General features: G+C 34.1%; 15 protein-coding genes, 2 pseudogenes and 1 other annotated feature. Of the genes and pseudogenes, 4 read left to right on the forward strand and 13 right to left on the reverse strand.

Annotated features, from left to right (window positions below; translation table 11 throughout):
- Window positions 1-69: 69 nt before the first annotated feature.
- From RYL55_RS04455 to RYL55_RS04495, 9 genes are all read right to left on the reverse strand, one after another.
- Entirely contained in the window at window positions 70-1,740 is a 1,671-nt protein-coding gene (locus RYL55_RS04455) for an alpha-glucosidase (protein ID WP_315007649.1), read from the reverse strand.
- 292 nt (window positions 1,741-2,032) lie between these two features.
- Entirely contained in the window at window positions 2,033-2,215 is a 183-nt protein-coding gene (locus RYL55_RS04460) for a hypothetical protein (RefSeq protein WP_315007651.1), read from the reverse strand.
- A gap of 12 nt (window positions 2,216-2,227) precedes the next feature.
- Complete coding sequence (gene trmL / locus RYL55_RS04465) at window positions 2,228-2,737, reverse strand: tRNA (uridine(34)/cytosine(34)/5-carboxymethylaminomethyluridine(34)-2'-O)-methyltransferase TrmL (protein ID WP_006703219.1); 510 nt, start codon at window positions 2,735-2,737, stop codon at window positions 2,228-2,230.
- The gene (gene queG / locus RYL55_RS04470) at window positions 2,727-3,938 is read right to left on the reverse strand and encodes a tRNA epoxyqueuosine(34) reductase QueG (RefSeq protein WP_315007653.1); all 1,212 of its coding nucleotides are present in this window, start codon (window positions 3,936-3,938) and stop codon (window positions 2,727-2,729) included. Before queG ends, trmL begins: the two co-directional genes overlap by 11 nt.
- A 252-nt stretch (window positions 3,939-4,190) precedes the next feature.
- Entirely contained in the window at window positions 4,191-5,453 is a 1,263-nt protein-coding gene (locus RYL55_RS04475; protein WP_314111345.1) for a CHAP domain-containing protein, read from the reverse strand.
- Window positions 5,454-5,676: 223 nt separating this feature from the next.
- The gene (gene tyrS / locus RYL55_RS04480; RefSeq protein ID WP_315007656.1) at window positions 5,677-6,942 is read right to left on the reverse strand and encodes a tyrosine--tRNA ligase; all 1,266 of its coding nucleotides are present in this window, start codon (window positions 6,940-6,942) and stop codon (window positions 5,677-5,679) included.
- Window positions 6,943-7,020: 78 nt separating this feature from the next.
- Window positions 7,021-7,217 (reverse strand) — a binding site (T-box leader).
- A 51-nt stretch (window positions 7,218-7,268) separates the two neighbouring features.
- Entirely contained in the window at window positions 7,269-8,117 is an 849-nt protein-coding gene (locus tag RYL55_RS04485) for a hypothetical protein (RefSeq protein ID WP_315007658.1), read from the reverse strand.
- Between the two features lie 211 nt (window positions 8,118-8,328).
- Window positions 8,329-10,698 (reverse strand): phosphoketolase family protein, encoded by a 2,370-nt coding sequence (locus tag RYL55_RS04490; protein WP_315007660.1) that lies wholly within the window; start codon window positions 10,696-10,698, stop codon window positions 8,329-8,331.
- Between the two features lie 466 nt (window positions 10,699-11,164).
- Window positions 11,165-11,950, reverse strand: coding sequence for a hypothetical protein (locus RYL55_RS04495; RefSeq protein ID WP_315007662.1), 786 nt, complete (start codon window positions 11,948-11,950; stop codon window positions 11,165-11,167).
- A gap of 242 nt (window positions 11,951-12,192) precedes the next feature.
- Here RYL55_RS04495 and RYL55_RS04500 point away from each other — a divergent pair, with 242 nt between their 5' ends.
- From RYL55_RS04500 to RYL55_RS04515, 4 genes are all read left to right on the forward strand, one after another.
- Window positions 12,193-12,477, forward strand: a complete 285-nt coding sequence (locus RYL55_RS04500; RefSeq protein WP_315007665.1) for a hypothetical protein — start codon at window positions 12,193-12,195, stop codon at window positions 12,475-12,477.
- A 32-nt stretch (window positions 12,478-12,509) separates the two neighbouring features.
- Window positions 12,510-12,953 (forward strand): hypothetical protein, encoded by a 444-nt coding sequence (locus RYL55_RS04505; protein WP_315007666.1) that lies wholly within the window; start codon window positions 12,510-12,512, stop codon window positions 12,951-12,953.
- Between the two features lie 165 nt (window positions 12,954-13,118).
- On the forward strand, window positions 13,119-13,265 hold the full coding sequence (locus tag RYL55_RS04510) for a hypothetical protein (RefSeq protein WP_315007668.1): 147 nt from the start codon (window positions 13,119-13,121) through the stop codon (window positions 13,263-13,265).
- Window positions 13,258-14,064 (forward strand): virulence protein RhuM/Fic/DOC family protein, encoded by an 807-nt coding sequence (locus RYL55_RS04515; protein WP_315007673.1) that lies wholly within the window; start codon window positions 13,258-13,260, stop codon window positions 14,062-14,064. Before RYL55_RS04510 ends, RYL55_RS04515 begins: the two co-directional genes overlap by 8 nt.
- A 55-nt stretch (window positions 14,065-14,119) precedes the next feature.
- Here the strand turns inward: RYL55_RS04515 and rhuM are convergent, their stop codons facing one another.
- From rhuM to RYL55_RS04535, 4 genes and pseudogenes are all read right to left on the reverse strand, one after another.
- Entirely contained in the window at window positions 14,120-15,082 is a 963-nt protein-coding gene (gene rhuM / locus RYL55_RS04520; protein WP_315007670.1) for a RhuM family protein, read from the reverse strand.
- 151 nt (window positions 15,083-15,233) lie between these two features.
- Window positions 15,234-15,842 carry a hypothetical protein gene (locus RYL55_RS04525; RefSeq protein ID WP_315007671.1) on the reverse strand — a complete coding sequence of 203 codons (609 nt, stop codon included), beginning with the start codon at window positions 15,840-15,842 and terminating at the stop codon, window positions 15,234-15,236.
- A gap of 60 nt (window positions 15,843-15,902) precedes the next feature.
- Window positions 15,903-16,256 (reverse strand): annotated as a pseudogene (locus tag RYL55_RS04530) (type I restriction enzyme endonuclease domain-containing protein); the annotation flags it as partial.
- A 513-nt stretch (window positions 16,257-16,769) separates the two neighbouring features.
- A pseudogene (locus RYL55_RS04535) lies at window positions 16,770-17,032 on the reverse strand (GMP synthase (glutamine-hydrolyzing)); the annotation flags it as partial.

Consider the following 17,032-nt stretch of genomic DNA (forward strand, 5'->3'; position numbering starts at 1 on the left):
ATTTCTTATTTAATCATTCTTAAGAATAATAAAAAACGCTCTTTCAAAAAGAACGTTTTCTTCACTCTATTAATCTTCTAATTCACAGACAAGCGCTTGATAGCCAGCAAGAGAAAGTTGATCTCCTTGTCCATTCATTTGTGCTGGAATATTGGCTAGCAATACTTTTCTTACAGGCGTTGACAAAGTTACTGTTTGAGGTTCTGCTTGATAATTAACTAATACAAGCACACGTTTTTCCCCACGTCTCTCATAAGCAATCATGTTTTTCACTTCTTCTAAAACAGGAACAAATTCCCCTTCACGAATGGTTAATCCATAAACTTCATCACGATATAAAGCAGTTAGCGCTCTATAATAGTTCAAGATAGATTGTGGGTTATTTTCTTGTTCCTCTACATTAATCTCTCTTTGCGGCTGTTTTGAAACAAGCCAAGCTTTTCCAGTTGTAAATCCTAACTTCTCCTCACTATTCCATTGCATTGGCGTACGAGCATTATCACGACTATATTTTGAAATAGCCTTCAACGCTTCTTCATCCGTTAGCCCCGCCTCTTTAGCAACATGATATTCGTTTAATGTATTAATATCATCAAATTCATCAATCGATTCGAAAATTTGATTTTCCATCCCAATCTCTTGCCCTTGATAAATAAACGGAATTCCTTTACGAAGCATTTGCACTGTGGCAAGAGCTTTTTTACTAATTTCTGTCACTTCACCTTCAGGAATGTAATGAGAAACTCCACGTGGCTCATCATGGTTTTCAATAATCGTTGATAATACACCAATAGAATCCGCACGACGATGCGCCTTAAAAATACTATCTTTTAATTCTTCTGCAGTAGGTAAATCATGGCTATACCAGCCATTTCCTTTTTGTCCTAAAATCGTTTGTTTAAAATCAAAAATAGACGAGAATACTCCCTCTTCGCCAATAAAGAAATGTAATTCTTCATCCGTTTCATTAAATACTTCTCCTACTGTAAAAGCATGATAGCGCGCAAATGTTTTTTCCTTCATTTCTTGTAAAAATGGTTCAATTGGTTGCGCATTCGCTAATGAATAACGAACAGGAACAAGTCCATTTTCTTGTTCAGATGGTAATGAACGCCATTCTAAATCCTTTTTAATATTAATAATGGCATCAATACGGAATCCCCCGATTCCTTTGTCTAACCACCAATTAATCATCGTATAAATTTCTTCACGTACGACAGGATTTTGCCAATTTAAATCAGGTTGCCCTTTATGGAATGAGTGTAAATAATATTTATTCGTTCCAGGAACTTTATCCCACACACTGCCTCCAAAATAAGTTTCCCAGTTATTTGGTTCTTTTTCACTTTCAATAAAATAGAAATAATCTGCATAGGGGCCATCTGGATCTGCTAATGCTCTTTGAAACCATTCATGTTGATCAGAACAGTGGTTAACAACCAAATCCATAATAATCGAAATACCACGTTTTTTTGCTTCAGCAATTAGTTCTTCCATATCTTCCATTGTTCCAAATTGCGGATCAATCGCATAATAATCGGCAATATCATATCCTTGATCTACAAATGGACTCTTATATACAGGAGACAACCATAAAATATCAATTCCCAAACTTTGTAAGTAATCGAGTTTTTCGATAATTCCTTTTAAATCACCAATTCCATCTCCATTACTATCATTAAAACTTTTTGGATAAATTTGATAAGCTACTTTGCCTTTCCACCAATCTTTTTCCATCATTGGTAGCCTCCTTCACAATCGTTAATGACTTTATTCTGATACAATTTTTTCATACTGTCAAGCAACAAAAAAAGAGATAAACGATTGTCTCCGTTTATCTCTTTTCATTTAATCATTTATTTATTTTTTTCGATACTGATAATATTTATAAGCGTATTCTATACTACGTCCTAGAAAAACAATTCCTAAAACAACAAGTGATCTTTTATATAGAAACGTTAAAGTAATCAGTACAACTGCAATAACTCCCATTATAATTGCATATGTTAAATTCTTCATCCTAAAATCTCTCTCATTCATCTACTTTTTTCTGTTTATCTTTAACATATCGATACGCATTAAAAGCACTAGAAATTCCAAACAAAGCAGCAACTAATGCATACCATTTATTATCCACCACTGCTAGCAATGCGAATGAAAGAGTACATAATGCATAAATAATCGTATTCCATAAATACAAAGGAATGTTTTTCATCTGCCTGTCTCCTTATTTCAATTTATCATGTTCATAAGTATGAACTAATTCTAAGCCTTTAAACTGTTGCTGTCTTAATGCTTCATAAACAACAATTGCTGCTGTATTCGATAAGTTTAAGGAACGAACATGAGTATCATTCATCGGTAATCTTAAACAACTCTCTTCATGTTCACGCATAAATTCTTCTGGTAATCCTGTTGTTTCTTTTCCAAAAATGAAAAATTGCTCTTCATCCTTTGCCAAATCGACTTCATCATAAGTATGATTAGCAAATTTTGTAATTAAATAAATAGGACGATTGCCTAAATACTCCATAAATGCTTCTAGCGAATCATGATACGTAATATCCACATCATTCCAATAATCTAAACCCGCACGTTTCAAATGCTTATCATCTGTTGAAAATCCTAATTGCCCCACTAAATGTAGCGGTGAATTTGTTGCTGCACAAGTACGTGCAATATTTCCCGTATTCGCTGGAATTTGTGGTTCAAATAATACAATATGATTAATTGTCATAAGATCCCTCCTCAGAATTTTTTGGTAGTTTTTCGTGTAATGTTTGAATCGCTTCTTCTAATTCAGTCACTAACTCTGTTTCTTCCTTCGTTGTCGCTTCAACTTTTCGAGCTTTTTCTAACATTTCTGTAAAATAATGAATTAGTTCTTCACTCGACTCACTAATAATCTCACTCACAGCCCAAGCTGCCGTTCCTTTCATGACAGGGCGCATATCTTCCTTCATCACTTTCAACAATAGCGGAACAGCTGTTTTATCACGGTAATTCGCTAGCGCAATAATGGCATTTCTCTGTAGTGGCTTCTTCCCTCGCCACGAACCAGCCATCTTTCCAAACCGTTCTTTAAACTCCTTATTCGAAATCGTCACTAATGGTTTTAACAATGGATGTGTTTCTTCCACAGACGGTTCCATTTCAGGATGTAAATGAAAATCTTTTCCTTTATTATACGGACAAACTTGTTGGCAAATATCACAACCATAAATGACATGTCCCATTTTTTTACGATATTCCTTCGGCATAAAGCCTTTCGTTTGTGTTTGATACGATAAACAACGTTGCGCATTCATTTTACCATTTCCTAATAAAGCATTGGTCGGACAAAAATCTACACAGCGTGTACAATCTCCACAGCCGTAGTCAACGGGAGCATCCACTGGAAATTCAATATTCGTAATTAATTCTCCCAAATAAACATAGGAACCAAATTCCTTTGTCACTAATAAACCATTTTTTCCAACAAAACCTATACCAGCTCGTTCAGCAACACGAACATCGATTAATTCTCCTGTATCCACCATTGGTTTAAACGCAACATCTTCTTGATCCACTTCACTTTTAATATATTCAATTAAAGCTTCCATTCTTCTAGATAAAATAAAATGGTAATCTTCTCCCCAAGAAGCTCTTGCAAAAGCTCCACGACGCTCACCTCTCACACGTTCAGGTTTCTGACTTGGTAAAGTAGGATATGCAAGGGCAATTGAAATAATTGTCTTAGGAGAATCAAAAATCTTCTCTGGATAAATTCGCTCTTCTAAAATTGGATGTTCAAATCCAGTTGTATGTCCTAATTCTTTAGATTCTTGCATTCCTTGAGCTAAATGATCAAAGGGTACTGCAGAAGCAAATCCGATTTTATCGATACCTAATTCCTTACTTTTCTTTTGAATTTTTTCTTTTAAAAGAGCTGTATCCATCGTTTCACTTCCTTTCACTTTCCTTAATTACTTTACCTATTGTAACTCATTTTCCATAAAAAAACGATAAAAAAAAACGCTAGCCTTCGGTGTCAATCACGGCGAAAGTTAACGTTAGTCTAGAGAGTCGATTATTTAGCAAATTCTTACTAAATAAAGCGATGAATTTATCTTAACTTTTTTTTATAAAAAAATCAACATTTTTTATAAAAAAAGAATGAATTCCTTATCGAAATTCATTCTTCATTCATATTATAATCCAAAGTTAATATATGTTGCTTGAGCTGCAACGCCTGCTGGAATTGTACGAGTTGAAATTACGTTTAATCCTTGTACGTTCATTTCAGAAATGAATAATGAACCATCAGCATTTACACGTTCAACGAATCCAACGTGACCATATACAGGGTCTGCTCCACCTACACCACGTTGGAATACAATTGCTGTACCTGCACGAGGAGTTGAAGAAACTCCATAACCTGCTGCTGCAGCGTTTGCTGGCCATTCAGCTGCATTTCCTAGTCCTGTAGTTCTAATTGGAGAACCTAATTGAGCAAAACGATTATACATATAATAAGTACATTGTCCGAAATATCCACCATTTAAAGCTGCTACAAATGATGGGTCTGGAGATGCAAACGATCCTCCAACAACAATGTTTGATGATTTAGCTACAGCTGCTTCACTCTTAGCAGCGGCTGTTACAGGAGTTGCTGCTGTTGCCGCACCAGGTGTTGCTGCTGCTTGTGCAACTGCTTCTTCTGTTGCTTTTAACATTGCTTCTTTAGCTGCTTCTGCTGCTTTTTGTGCTGCTGCTTTTTCAGCATCTGCACGAGCTTTTTCTGCTGCTAATCTTTCTTTTTCTTGAACTAAGCCATCACGAGCTGCAATTGCTTCTAATTCTTCATTTGAAAGATTTGCTAAAGTCGCTTTATGTCTATTAAATGTTGCACTTAACTCAGTTTGTAAGTTTTGTAACTGCGCTTCATTTGCTTCTTGTTGTACTAAGTTAGCTTTTTGAGCTTCTTCTTTTGTTTCAACTTGCTCTTTATCACGAGCTTGTTCTTGCATTAATTGACGATTCGCACCTACTAAGTCAACAATTACTCCAATACGATTCACTACATCTGTAATTGAATCTGCATTTAGTAAGAAATCAACATATGAACGAGCTCCATTTACTTGTACCGCACGAGCTTGATCTTTTAATCGTTCATTACGTTCTGCAATTAATGTTTCAAGTTTTGAAATTTCTGCTTTCAATACTTCTAAGTTAGCTTTAGCAGTTTCTTGTTCTGCTTGTACCGAATTAATTCTTGATTGTACATTTGATAAATCTTGAGATAATTGGTCTACTTGACTTGCCACTGCTTGTTTTTGATTGTTTAAATTTTGAATTTGAGAATTTGCTGTGTTAATTTGTGAATCAATATCTTGAGCGTTTACTGAAGGCGCTAATGTACCTAATGCTAACGCTGTTCCTGTTACTACGAATGTTAATAACCTTTTATTCAAATGATTCCCTCCAAACTTTTGTTACTATATATAAGCTGCACTAATTGAAAAGTGCTTATAATCTTGACTGGTACCATCATAACATACGACTAAAGGCTTATGTTAAAATTCGCAGAATTGTATTTACATTGTAACAAAACTGTAATATTTCGTTTTAAAGTTGATATAATTACATTTCTACCACTATGATTTGTCACATTTCTCATGCTACGGAGATATAAACCTATTTTAATTTTACTAAGAAATATTTTTTCTTACCACGACGAACTAGTACAAAACGTCCTTCAAAGGATTGTTCTGGAGTCCATACATGTTCTAAATCTGTAATTTTTTCTCCATTAATTGAAATTGCACCATTTTGAATGTCCTCACGAGATTGACGACGGCTTGGCTCAATTCCTAAATCAACTAACCATGTTGCTAAGTTTTGTTCTACTTTTTCGCTTTCAAATGTTGGCATATTTTTGAAGCCTTGTTCAATCTCATCGGCATTTAATTGTTGAACATCTCCAGTGAATAAAGCATTTGTAATTTTTAACGCATCTTGTAAGGCTGCTTCACCATGTACAAAACGTGTCACTTCTTCTGCTAAGCGTTTTTGTGCTTGACGTTTATGTGGTTCTTCTTGTACAGAAACTTCTAACGCTTCAATTTCTTCTTTTTCTAAGAATGTAAAGTATTTAATATATTTAATCACATCACGGTCATCTTGGTTTAACCAGAATTGGTAGAATTCATATGGAGTTGTTTTTTCTGGATCTAACCATACTGCACCACCAGCTGATTTTCCAAATTTAGTTCCGTCAGATTTCAGCATTAATGGAATTGTTAATCCATAAGCACGAGCTTCTGCTCCTTCCACTTTACGAATTAATTCTAAACCGGCTGTAATATTTCCCCATTGATCAGCTCCACCAATTTGAACTTGAACATCTTCTTTACGGAACAATTGTAAAAAGTCGATGGATTGTAAAATTTGGTAAGAAAACTCTGTAAATGAAATCCCTACTTCTAAACGGCTAGCGACAACATCTTTTGCTAACATTGTATTTAAGTTAAAATGTTTCCCGTAATCTCGTAAGAAGTCTAATAATGATAATTCTTTTGTCCAATCATAGTTATTCACTAAGCGAACTGCTTCTTGGTCTTCTTGACTTGTTAAGAATAAACGTTTCATTTGAGCTGTCAATTTTTCTACATTATGTTGTACTTGTTCTTTTGTTTGCAGAACACGTTCACTTGTACGTCCACTTGGATCTCCAATGGAACCTGTCGCTCCTCCAATCACAATGACTGGACGGTGCCCCGCTAATTGGAAACGACGTAAAATCATAAATGGAATTAAATGTCCAATATGCATACTATCTCCTGTTGGATCCACACCACAGTATAGTGAGACTGCCTTTTCTTGCGTTAATTGACGCAAACCTTTTTCATCTGTCATTTGATTAATGGCACCACGCCACATTAAATCATCAATAATATTCATACAAATCCTCCTTATATTGTTGCAATTTTCTTACACAGTTTTCTAGCAAATAAAAAAGTCCCTAATAGCCCAAAAGCTATTAGGGACGACTTTGCCGTGTTACCACCCATATTGTAGTTAAAAACTACCTCTCAAATCCTTATCGCGGATAGACGCTGTTTGTCACAGTTTGCTCTCAAGTGTATTTCGATTCTAGGTTGGATTGTCTTGCACCTACCGACAATTCTCTTTTTGCTCCGATGCTAGTCTCTACTGCGCTTGATCATTGCTCTCGATTTAATTGTTATCAGTATACTGACAATCTTTGAAACTGTCAACTGCTTTTCCTAGCGAATCCAAGCTCCCGTTGCATCTACTTGATAGCCATCTGCTGTTTTTTCAGAAACAGCCATTTGACCATTTTCTTTTAGGAAATACCATTTCCCAGATGACTCAACCCAGCCTGTCTTCATTTCACCTGATGGTGCAAAATAATACCAAGCATCATTCCATTGCACCCAACCTGTTTGCATGCTACCTGAAGTGTTGAAGTAATACCATTTTCTATCTACTTGAACCCAGCCAGTTTCCATTGCACCAGATTCATTTAAGTAATACCAAACTCCATTCAGCATTTTCCAACCTGTTTGCATTCTTCCAGATGTATCGAAATAATACCATTTATCTTTTACTTCTACCCAACCTTTTGAAACAACACCACGTTCTGGAATGTAGTACCAATGTCCATCATCGAACACCCATTTTTCTTGTAAATAGCCTTGTTCATTAAAGTAAAAATAACCTTTATCTGGTACAGATGTATGAATATCATCGCCTTCAACAGCATTAATCATTCCTTGTTGGACAACTGGCAATACTTGCCATCCTTTTACAGGTTTGAAGTTATCCCCAATAAATACCCAAGTATTGTCTACCGCCTGCCATTTTAACGCACGTTTTCCATCACGATATAATACTTTGCTGCCGTCTTTTTCAACTTTCCATTCAGGCGTACTATATCTAAATGGTTGTCCACACTTCGATACAGGTACATGTGCATCCCCTTTAACAAGAGCTGTCTCTTCCACTGCACATTTTGAAATGATCCCTTCATTTTCAGCTGCTTGCACATTTTGTGTCACCGCAACAGTTGATAACGCCATCGCACCTAATAAAAACTTCATTTTACTCATCATTTTTCACTCCCCTTTACTTATGTGAATATTATAGCAAATTCTTCTTTTATTTGTCTATATCCGATGGACATATAATAAAGAAGTATATTTCCCATTTTAAAATAGCGAATCGTTATGTTTCTAAGTTCATTTCATCTTTATACAAAAATAGGGCTCGCCCTCAGATAGAAATCTATCGTCAGACGACTGCCCTATTCAATTAAAATTGTTATTATTTATTAACGTTTTCCCATTTCCAGCTTACTACTTCTGGAATATCTTCACCGTGTTCACGGATATAGCTGTGGTGGAATTCCACTGTTTCATCCATTTTCGCAGCAAATTCGCTAGCTTTGTCACCATATACAGCAACTGCAGCATCTTTTGCAACGTGGAAGCGGTCCATTTCAGAAAGAACACGCATATCGAATGGAGTTGTAATATCTCCGTTTTCACGGTAACCATGGATATGAACATTGTGGTTATTACGATCGAAGAATAAATCACGAATCATACCTTCATATCCGTGGAAGCAGAATACTACTGGTTTGTCAGCTGTAAATAATTTATCGAATTCTTCATCAGATAAACCGCGAGGGTCAACTTTTGGAGAACGTAATTTTAAGATATCTACAACGTTGATGAAGCGGATTTTCAATTCTGGGAATTGTTTATGCAAGATTGAAATACCTGCTAATGCTTCTAAGTTTGGTTCAGTACCTGCAGCAGCAATCACTACATCTGGCTCTTCGCCATCTTTTACAGTTGAAGCCCAGTCAATTACTTTATATCCTTCGCTTACTAATTCTTTAGCTTCTTCTACTGAGTAGAATTGAGGACGTGGGTGTTTAGATGAAACGATTAAGTTAATTTTATCTTCTGAACTTAAAGCTTCAGCCATAACTGCCATCAAGCTGTTTGTATCTGCTGGTAAATATTCACGTACGAATTCTGGTTTTTTCTCAGCTAAGTGAGTTAATAAACCTGGATCTTGGTGAGTATATCCATTGTGGTCTTGTTGGAACACTGTTGATGTTGCAATCAAGTTTAATGATGGATAATTTTTACGCCATGGAGCGTGAGTTTTAGATTTACGTAACCATTTGAAGTGTTGAGTAATCATTGAGTCTACTACACGTAAGAATGATTCGTATGAAGCGAAGAATCCGTGACGACCTGTTAATACATATCCTTCTAAGAATCCTTCTGCTTGGTGTTCTGATAATTGTGAATCGATAACACGACCAACTGGTGAAATCCATTCATCATAGCTTTCATCACGACGACCAACCCATTGACGGTTCGTTGCTTTAAACACTTCGTTTAGACGGTTAGATTTAGTTTCATCTGGTCCGAAAATACGGAAGTTTTCTGGGTTAGCTTTTACTAAGTCAGCTGCAAATTTACCAAATTCAATCATATCTTGTTTTTGGATAGCACCTGGAGTTGAAGTGTCAACAGCATGTTTCGTCCAATCAGTAATTTCCATTGGTTTTACAACCCCTGCATTAGTGATTGGGTTCATGCTCATACGACGGTCACCTTTTGGTGAAATAGCAGCAATTTCTTCTACTAATTTTCCGTTTTCATCGAATAATTCTTCTGGACGGTATGATTTCAACCAGTCTAATAATGCATCGATGTGTTCCATTGATTCACCTGATACTGGAATTGGAACTTGGTGAGCACGGAATCCACCTTCGATTGGTTCGCTGTTCCATTCTTTTGGACCAGTCCATCCTTTTGGTGTACGTACTACTAATACTGGCCAATGAGGCATTGTTGCTTCTTCAGCTTTTTTAGCACGAGCTTCTTTTTGGATTGCTTGAATTTTTTCAATTGCTTCGTCTAATTTTTCAGCCATTAATGGGTGAACTTTTTCAGGATCAGTTCCTTCAATGAAAATTGCATCCCATCCTAAACCGTTAAAGAATTGAGTTAATTCTTCATCAGTACGACGAGCTAAAATTGTTGGGTTGTGGATTTTACCACCGTTTAAGTAAAGAATTGGAAGTACAGCTCCATCATTTACAGGATTGATGAATGTATTTGAGAACCAACCAGCTGCTAATGGGCCTGTTTCTGCTTCTCCATCTCCGATAACTGCAGCAGCAATTACGTTAGGGTTATCTAAGATAGCACCTGTTGCGTGAGATAATGAATAACCTAATTCTCCACCTTCGTGAATAGAACCAGGAGTTTCAGGAGCAGCATGTGATGCAATTCCTCCTGGGAATGAGAAAATTTTACACAATTGTTTGAAGCCAGCTTCATCTTGCGTAATATTTGGATATAATTCAGTATAAGAACCATCTAAGTAAGAGTTAGATACCATTACTTGTCCACCGTGTCCAGGACCTTCAATATAGAACATATCTAAGTCATATTTGTTAATCGCACGGTTTAAGTGTGCGTAAATAAAGTTTTGTCCTGCGATTGTTCCCCAGTGTCCGATTGGATGTAATTTAACGTCTTCTTTTTGTACAGGACGACGTAATAGTGGATTATCTTTCAAGTACATTTGTGCTACTGAAATATAGTTAGCTGCGCGCCACCACGCATCCACTTTTGCTAAGTATTCTGGTGTATCAAATTGTGTCATTTATAATTCTTCCCTTCTAGTTTTCTCTTCCAAAGAAAATTTGAAAAATGGCGTTTCAAAAATCCTTCAAAAAATAACCGTCAAGTATTTAACATATCTTTTTTTGCTTGTCAAGAAAATTTTAAAAATCAATCATTATTTTATACTATTTTCTAGATAATTTAGGATTTATTCCGAAAAAACAGTTATCATTTTGAATTTTGAAAACGTTCATAACCACTTTTATTTGACTGTTTGGCTACAAATTTCTTTAGTGGAATGATACAATTTTTTAAAACCTTTGTTAGGGTGTTAGATAGTATTTCATATAAACTATTTTCTTGAAAATTTTTAAACAAAAAAACGTTCTAATCCCATTAACAACAGGTATTTCATCATAGCATTCAACCACTATCATTGCAATATATTTGCTTCATTCTCTATATCGCAAAAAAATCCCTCCATCATTCAATAGAGGGGAAGTCATTTATTCGATTTCTTCTACAAATTCAGCATCAATGATTTCATGATGCGACAGATGTTTATAAACTTCAACATTTGCCAAATCATCTTTTGCTAGATGTTTTCTTAATTTTTCAGCCATGGCATTAAAAGTAATATACGTCAATGCACCAGAAGTTACTGCGCCGACAACTGGAACAGCTTTTGACACTCCATTAGCAAAGATTTTTTTAGACATTTGAACGCCAAGAATGGATGCAATTTTCTTAACAACAGGGTAAATAAAGCCTTTTGTAATCGCTTCTTGAGGAAGTTTTTTTGCCACTTTTTTGGCTACTTGGGCAGCTATTGCATGAACTGTATTCACCGCACTATTAACTCCAAACATAATTCCGATAAATAAGATGAGTAAATTTTTCGTTTCATCATTCATTTCTTTTGTGTCAAATCCTAATTCACTCCAGCCATATAAGTAAATTAATTTTTGTAAAATCCGCAAAATATGAGCAAAATATTGTGCTAAATCTGCTGGAAGTGAACCAAGAATCGCAAACCCACCTGGCAGTCCTGCTGCAGCTGAAATGGTACTTACTTGAGTAGCTTCTCCTTTAATACAACTTTTGGCAATTTTATTAATATCTTCTACTGGGATTCCTGCATATGCCGGATTATATTGAATCGCTAATTCAATCACTTCCGGACGATAACGATCTCTTAATTCTTTTCTTAAAAATAACTCTCTATCAATTTTGACCATAGGGAGTTTTGCTGTTTCCACTAATAATCGATCAATTTTTAATAATTTCAACATAATTTCTCCTAATTTAATCCAATACTTTTTGCTTGATTATAGCATAGGTTATGAGAGGCGTACACTAAAGGCGTCATAAACTAGACTTTTCTTTGAAATTGTGGCAAGGGACGATAGCAGCTCCTACGGGTCTCATATCTAACTATTTTGAAAAGGCAGGTTTATTACTTTATATCACATAACTTTTGTTGCTTACGTTATTTCAGAATTGATATAATCTGCTTATAAGGGAGGTACGATCGATGACAGATAGCGAATTTTTATACACACTTAATCCAGATGGTTCAGCAATAATTGGATACGAAGATTATGATGTCGATATTTTTGATGGAGACGATTATGAAGTCACTTACTTATTAGATGCGGAAAATTTCACTAATCTCTTGCATCATCTAAATATTCCTTTGAATCATGATACTAAAAAACAATTAAAAAAAGAATTTGGGCAGCATTTTGACTCTAGAAAATTCGAAGAGTTTTGTAAGAAACATGAAATTACTTATGAACGTAATGTTAGGATTGGATAATTAGTCAATAAAAGTTTTAAGGGAGAAATATCATGAACAATCAACAAGTACAAAATTTTTTCTATGATAAAAAGGATACTCCTTGTCCGATAACAGAATCTTTAATCAAGTCAGGCTATCAACAAGAACGTGAGGGATATATTGCTTATGCCAAAGCGCATGGTATTGAAGTGAATTATCTTGAAGCAAAACCTACGCAATGGTGGCATTTAATTAAATGTTATTGCGCCCAATCAGATCCTCTTAAACCTTTCCCTTATTCTGTCAAATGTGGGGAATTATACTTTTGGATGGCAGAAGTGTCAGGGGCATTTAGTAAAGACGAACTATTGACGTTAAAAGATCAAGCAATTGGTGCTTGTGATAGAGTTATTAGAAAGAATCACTCCCTTCCACCTTTGAAAACCGCCAAAGGGAATCTCATTATTAGAGATTATTGCTTTGATAGGATTTGTGAAGTGATTGAGAGAGTATGAATGAAAACTCCTACTGACTAAATTTTCAGCAGGAGTTTTTATCTATCAATTATTAACTATATCTCTTGAATTTATTAAGAAATCCATTGTTTTTTTCTAATTTTGCGCTATGATTTACTTATATTTGAAGCTGATAAATTATTAGATTAGGAGGGATTAAGTTTTATGAAAAATGAAGTTATTATTTATAAAGACGGTGAATTAGAACTTCCCGTAGAAGTTACCCCTGACCAAGAAACTGTTTGGTTAAACAGGAGTCAACTCGCTATTTTATTTGACCGTGATGTAAACTATAGGAAAACATATCAATAATGCACTTAAAGAAGAATTAGATACTTCAACTGTCGCAAAATTTGCGACAGTTCAAAACGAGAGCGGCAGAAAAGTACAAAGATCTATCGAATACTACAACCTCGACATGATTATATCCGTTGGATATCGCGTAAAATCCCAAAAAGGCGTTTCTTTTAGAAAATGGGCTACCTCTATCTTAAAAGAATATATTATTCAAGGGTATGCAATAAATGATAAACGATTAAAAGTATTAAACAAGGTAGTCGAAATTCAATCTAATATTATTGCTGATGTTCTTGAATTAGATGCCAAAGAAGTTTTTGATGTTATTCAAAAATACACTCAAGCACTGGAGTTGTTAGATGATTATGATCACCAAGTTGTTCAAAAACCAAAATTAACTAATAATGATAGTTATCAACTAAGCTATAACGAGTGTCGTAATCTCATTGATAGTATGTCATTTAATGGTGCATCTAGTATATTTGGAAAAGAAAAAAGCAAAGGTGCATTAGAAGGGATAATCGGCTCAGTTTATCAAACCGCATTTGGAGAAGATATCTATCCATCCAATCAAGAAAAAGCGGCAAATCTTCTTTATTTTATAGTTAAAGACCATCCTTTTATTGATGGATGCAAAAGAATTGCTGCAAGTATTTTCCTATATTTTCTCAACAAAAACAATTTATTGTTTAAAGGTGAAGAAAAAATTATTTCTGACAGTACTTTAGTAGCAATTACTTTACTATTAGCAGAATCAAAACCCGAAGAAAAAGAAATTATGATTAATGTAATTATGAATTTCTTAGAATGGTAGAAAGAGAATGAATGAAAACTCCTACTGACTAAATTTTCAGCAGGAGTTTTGCTCATTATTTTCTATTTTTTACTATATTTTCGATCTTCTTTAATTCCCTCAAAGAGTCATTTTCAACTTGATTTATAGTATATTCAGTATCATTTGGCTCTTTTGTTTCACCTTTTATTTCTATTGATTCACAAAAAAATTTTTCATCAATCTCTATATCATCATCTATTTTACTTAGTAATTGCTCAATATGATAGTTCCAATCTTTCATCGTCATCGTATATTCTTGTTTTGCTTGTTTTTCTGCAAAATCCAAACATTCTGAAACTAATTGATTAAATCTACTCAATTCTTTTTCAGTTAAATGTCTTTTGGAGTCAGAATATGTTGGAAGTTCTCCTTTAACAGTTTTTATTCCCTGATTATCCCCCGGTTCAGTTGGTATTTGATGATGAATAAGAAAATGTAATTTATTTCGAACTGTAGTGAAAAATCTCTTAGCTTCTCCACTATTTTTATTATAATCAACGGATGTTGAAAACAAATCTAACAATTGACGATAAAATACTTTTTCACTAAAACGAATATTATAAATCCGTTCTAAAAGTCCTTTAAAATAATTGTCTTCTCCTAAAGTTTTAAGCCTCTCATCGTCCATAGCAAAGCCTTTAATGAAATATTCTTTTAGAACTGTAGAAGCATACTTTCTAAATTGTATTCCTCGTGGAGATTGCACACGATAGCCTATCGCTAAAATCATATCAAGGTTGTAGGATGCTACTTTTCTCTTTGGAAGTCCATCTTCTATCTCACTTTGATTAGTGGCTGTAAACTGATAGTTAACAACCAATTTTTCATCTAGCTCGCCATCTTCTAAAATATTTTTAATATGTTTACTGATGGTTTGCTTAGTTGTTTGAAATAATTCCGCAATCTGAAGTTGAGTTAACCATATCGTTCCATTTTCTAAGGTAAGATTAATCTTTGAATTTCCATCTTCTGTGTGGTACAAAATGAAATGAGACATTACTTTTAACTCCTTAATTGTGGTGTGTGTCAATTTCTATGTTCACTTTAGTTATGTTACTCTTCAACGTATGAAATTCCCATTTTTTATAACATTATTTTATGGAGATTAATCTAAAAAGAGACGTCCTAAGTCTTAGTTAAACTTCCTGTTACGCAGAGGTTTCAATACTAATTTTTTTTAAATGATTAATAATTTTTTCTTGCGTTTTCTCAAGAGAAACGATAAATGAGTTAATCATTTTTTCACAATCAGTTTTATTTATACTATCATATCTATCGTTCAATATAATTTCAGTCATTTCAAGCCAAAATTTGTGATTAATTTCAATTTGTCTAATAAATTCCAAAAATGATTCTGTAATTTCTTTAGGAATATATAACCGATATATCCTAACTTTATTTTTTATAGAAATAAATAATTCTGTATATTTCTTATAATGCTGTATAAATTCATCAATTGAATTATTTAATTTGGAATCCCTATCTAACGAAGCCTTTAACTCATATTGCAAACGACCTAATTCTACCATATTTTCATGTACTTCATCATAAAATTTCATTTCACGATTTAACAATAACTCATAAGCTCTTGTACTTCTATATAAATTATTTTTAAACTGCTCTAAATTTTTTTCGTAAACTGATTTAATAATAGTTTCAAAAAAATGTTTAAGTATCCCTTTAAAAAAAGGCATTAAAACAATTAATACTACTGCATTTCCAAACCAATTTACTATATTTTCCATCCAATTATTCACATTCAACACTCTTCCTGTTTTCTTCTTATAATAAAAATTGACAATTTTTCTATTAATTTATTATTTATAATTCTCTTTTTCTTCCGCAACCAAGGACAAATCCTCCAATTTATGGTGCCTGTACGAATAGATTTTATTGGTTTCATTAAAACTAACGTTATCAGTCCAAAGCTCACACTGTATCATAACGGTTTGAACAGCATCTTCCATTCCTTCTGGTGGATATTTATGCTTTTAAGTAATTTTTTTTATGAGCATACGCATTTTGGCCCTTGCAGATTCTCTTTTCTGCCAGTCAATAGTTTTATTTTTTCGAAGAGTATCCGCTAATTCCTTAGTTATTGATATAAGTTCATCATTTTCATAAAAATCCTTAATAGCTCGTGGCTTTGTTAAAGCATCATAAAAAGCTAACCCCCTTAAAACATCAACGGTAAATTTTATTGACTTTATCTGACTGTTATCTTTTATCTATTTGACAATATTTTTATAAGCTTATTTTTTAGAATTTTTCGTTTACACATTTCATTCGAGAAGGCCAATAAATCAGAGAGAGATTCCATTAATTGTTCTTTTTCAAATGTATTGTTTAAATATCTCTTAGTATTACAAGTACTTTCTATTTGTATCTATCAAATCAATTATATTCAATAAATCATTATATTCTTCATTTAACTCTTCTAATTGTAAGGCTATTATTAAATTATTTTTAGGAAAAATATGTTCCTTTGTATCCAATACATTTAATACATTTTTACTTATATTATCTCGAAACAGTTACTCCAATCTCTTACAAGAAACATTCTTTCTTTTAAACTAATTAATTTCTTTAATCTTTTTTGTTCAGACTTTTTTCTATCCTGTATTACTGTAACATAAATTGTTAGAAATGATGAGCAGGAAGACAAAACGAATGATCCCCCCCTCCTACTCCCACTCAATCGTAGCAGGTGGTTTACTTGTAATGTCATACACCACTCGGTTTACATGTCCAACTTCGTTAACAATTCTTGCGCTAATGGTTTGTAAGACTTCCCATGGGATGCGAGCGAAGTCGCTTGTCATGCCGTCAATACTTGTTACCGCACGAATGCCGATTGTGTAATCGTATGTTCTTCCGTCTCCCATTACTCCGACACTGCGGATTCCTGGTAAGACTGTGAAGTATTGCCATACGTCTCTTTCAAGTC

Source organism: uncultured Granulicatella sp. (genome assembly GCF_963515615.1).
Taxonomy (GTDB): Bacteria; Bacillota; Bacilli; order Lactobacillales; family Aerococcaceae; genus Granulicatella.

Coding starts and splice junctions, on each gene's coding strand:
- RYL55_RS04455 (WP_315007649.1), bottom strand. CDS start 1,740: ATGATGGAAAAAGATTGGTGGAAAGGCAAAGTAGCTTATCAAATTTAT.
- RYL55_RS04460 (WP_315007651.1), bottom strand. CDS start 2,215: ATGAAAAACATTCCTTTGTATTTATGGAATACGATTATTTATGCATTA.
- trmL (WP_006703219.1), bottom strand. CDS start 2,737: ATGACAATTAATCATATTGTATTATTTGAACCACAAATTCCAGCGAAT.
- queG (WP_315007653.1), bottom strand. CDS start 3,938: ATGGATACAGCTCTTTTAAAAGAAAAAATTCAAAAGAAAAGTAAGGAA.
- tyrS (WP_315007656.1), bottom strand. CDS start 6,942: ATGAATATTATTGATGATTTAATGTGGCGTGGTGCCATTAATCAAATG.
- RYL55_RS04485 (WP_315007658.1), bottom strand. CDS start 8,117: ATGATGAGTAAAATGAAGTTTTTATTAGGTGCGATGGCGTTATCAACT.
- RYL55_RS04490 (WP_315007660.1), bottom strand. CDS start 10,698: ATGACACAATTTGATACACCAGAATACTTAGCAAAAGTGGATGCGTGG.
- RYL55_RS04495 (WP_315007662.1), bottom strand. CDS start 11,950: ATGTTGAAATTATTAAAAATTGATCGATTATTAGTGGAAACAGCAAAA.
- RYL55_RS04500 (WP_315007665.1), top strand. CDS start 12,193: ATGACAGATAGCGAATTTTTATACACACTTAATCCAGATGGTTCAGCA.
- RYL55_RS04505 (WP_315007666.1), top strand. CDS start 12,510: ATGAACAATCAACAAGTACAAAATTTTTTCTATGATAAAAAGGATACT.
- RYL55_RS04510 (WP_315007668.1), top strand. CDS start 13,119: ATGAAAAATGAAGTTATTATTTATAAAGACGGTGAATTAGAACTTCCC.
- rhuM (WP_315007670.1), bottom strand. CDS start 15,082: ATGTCTCATTTCATTTTGTACCACACAGAAGATGGAAATTCAAAGATT.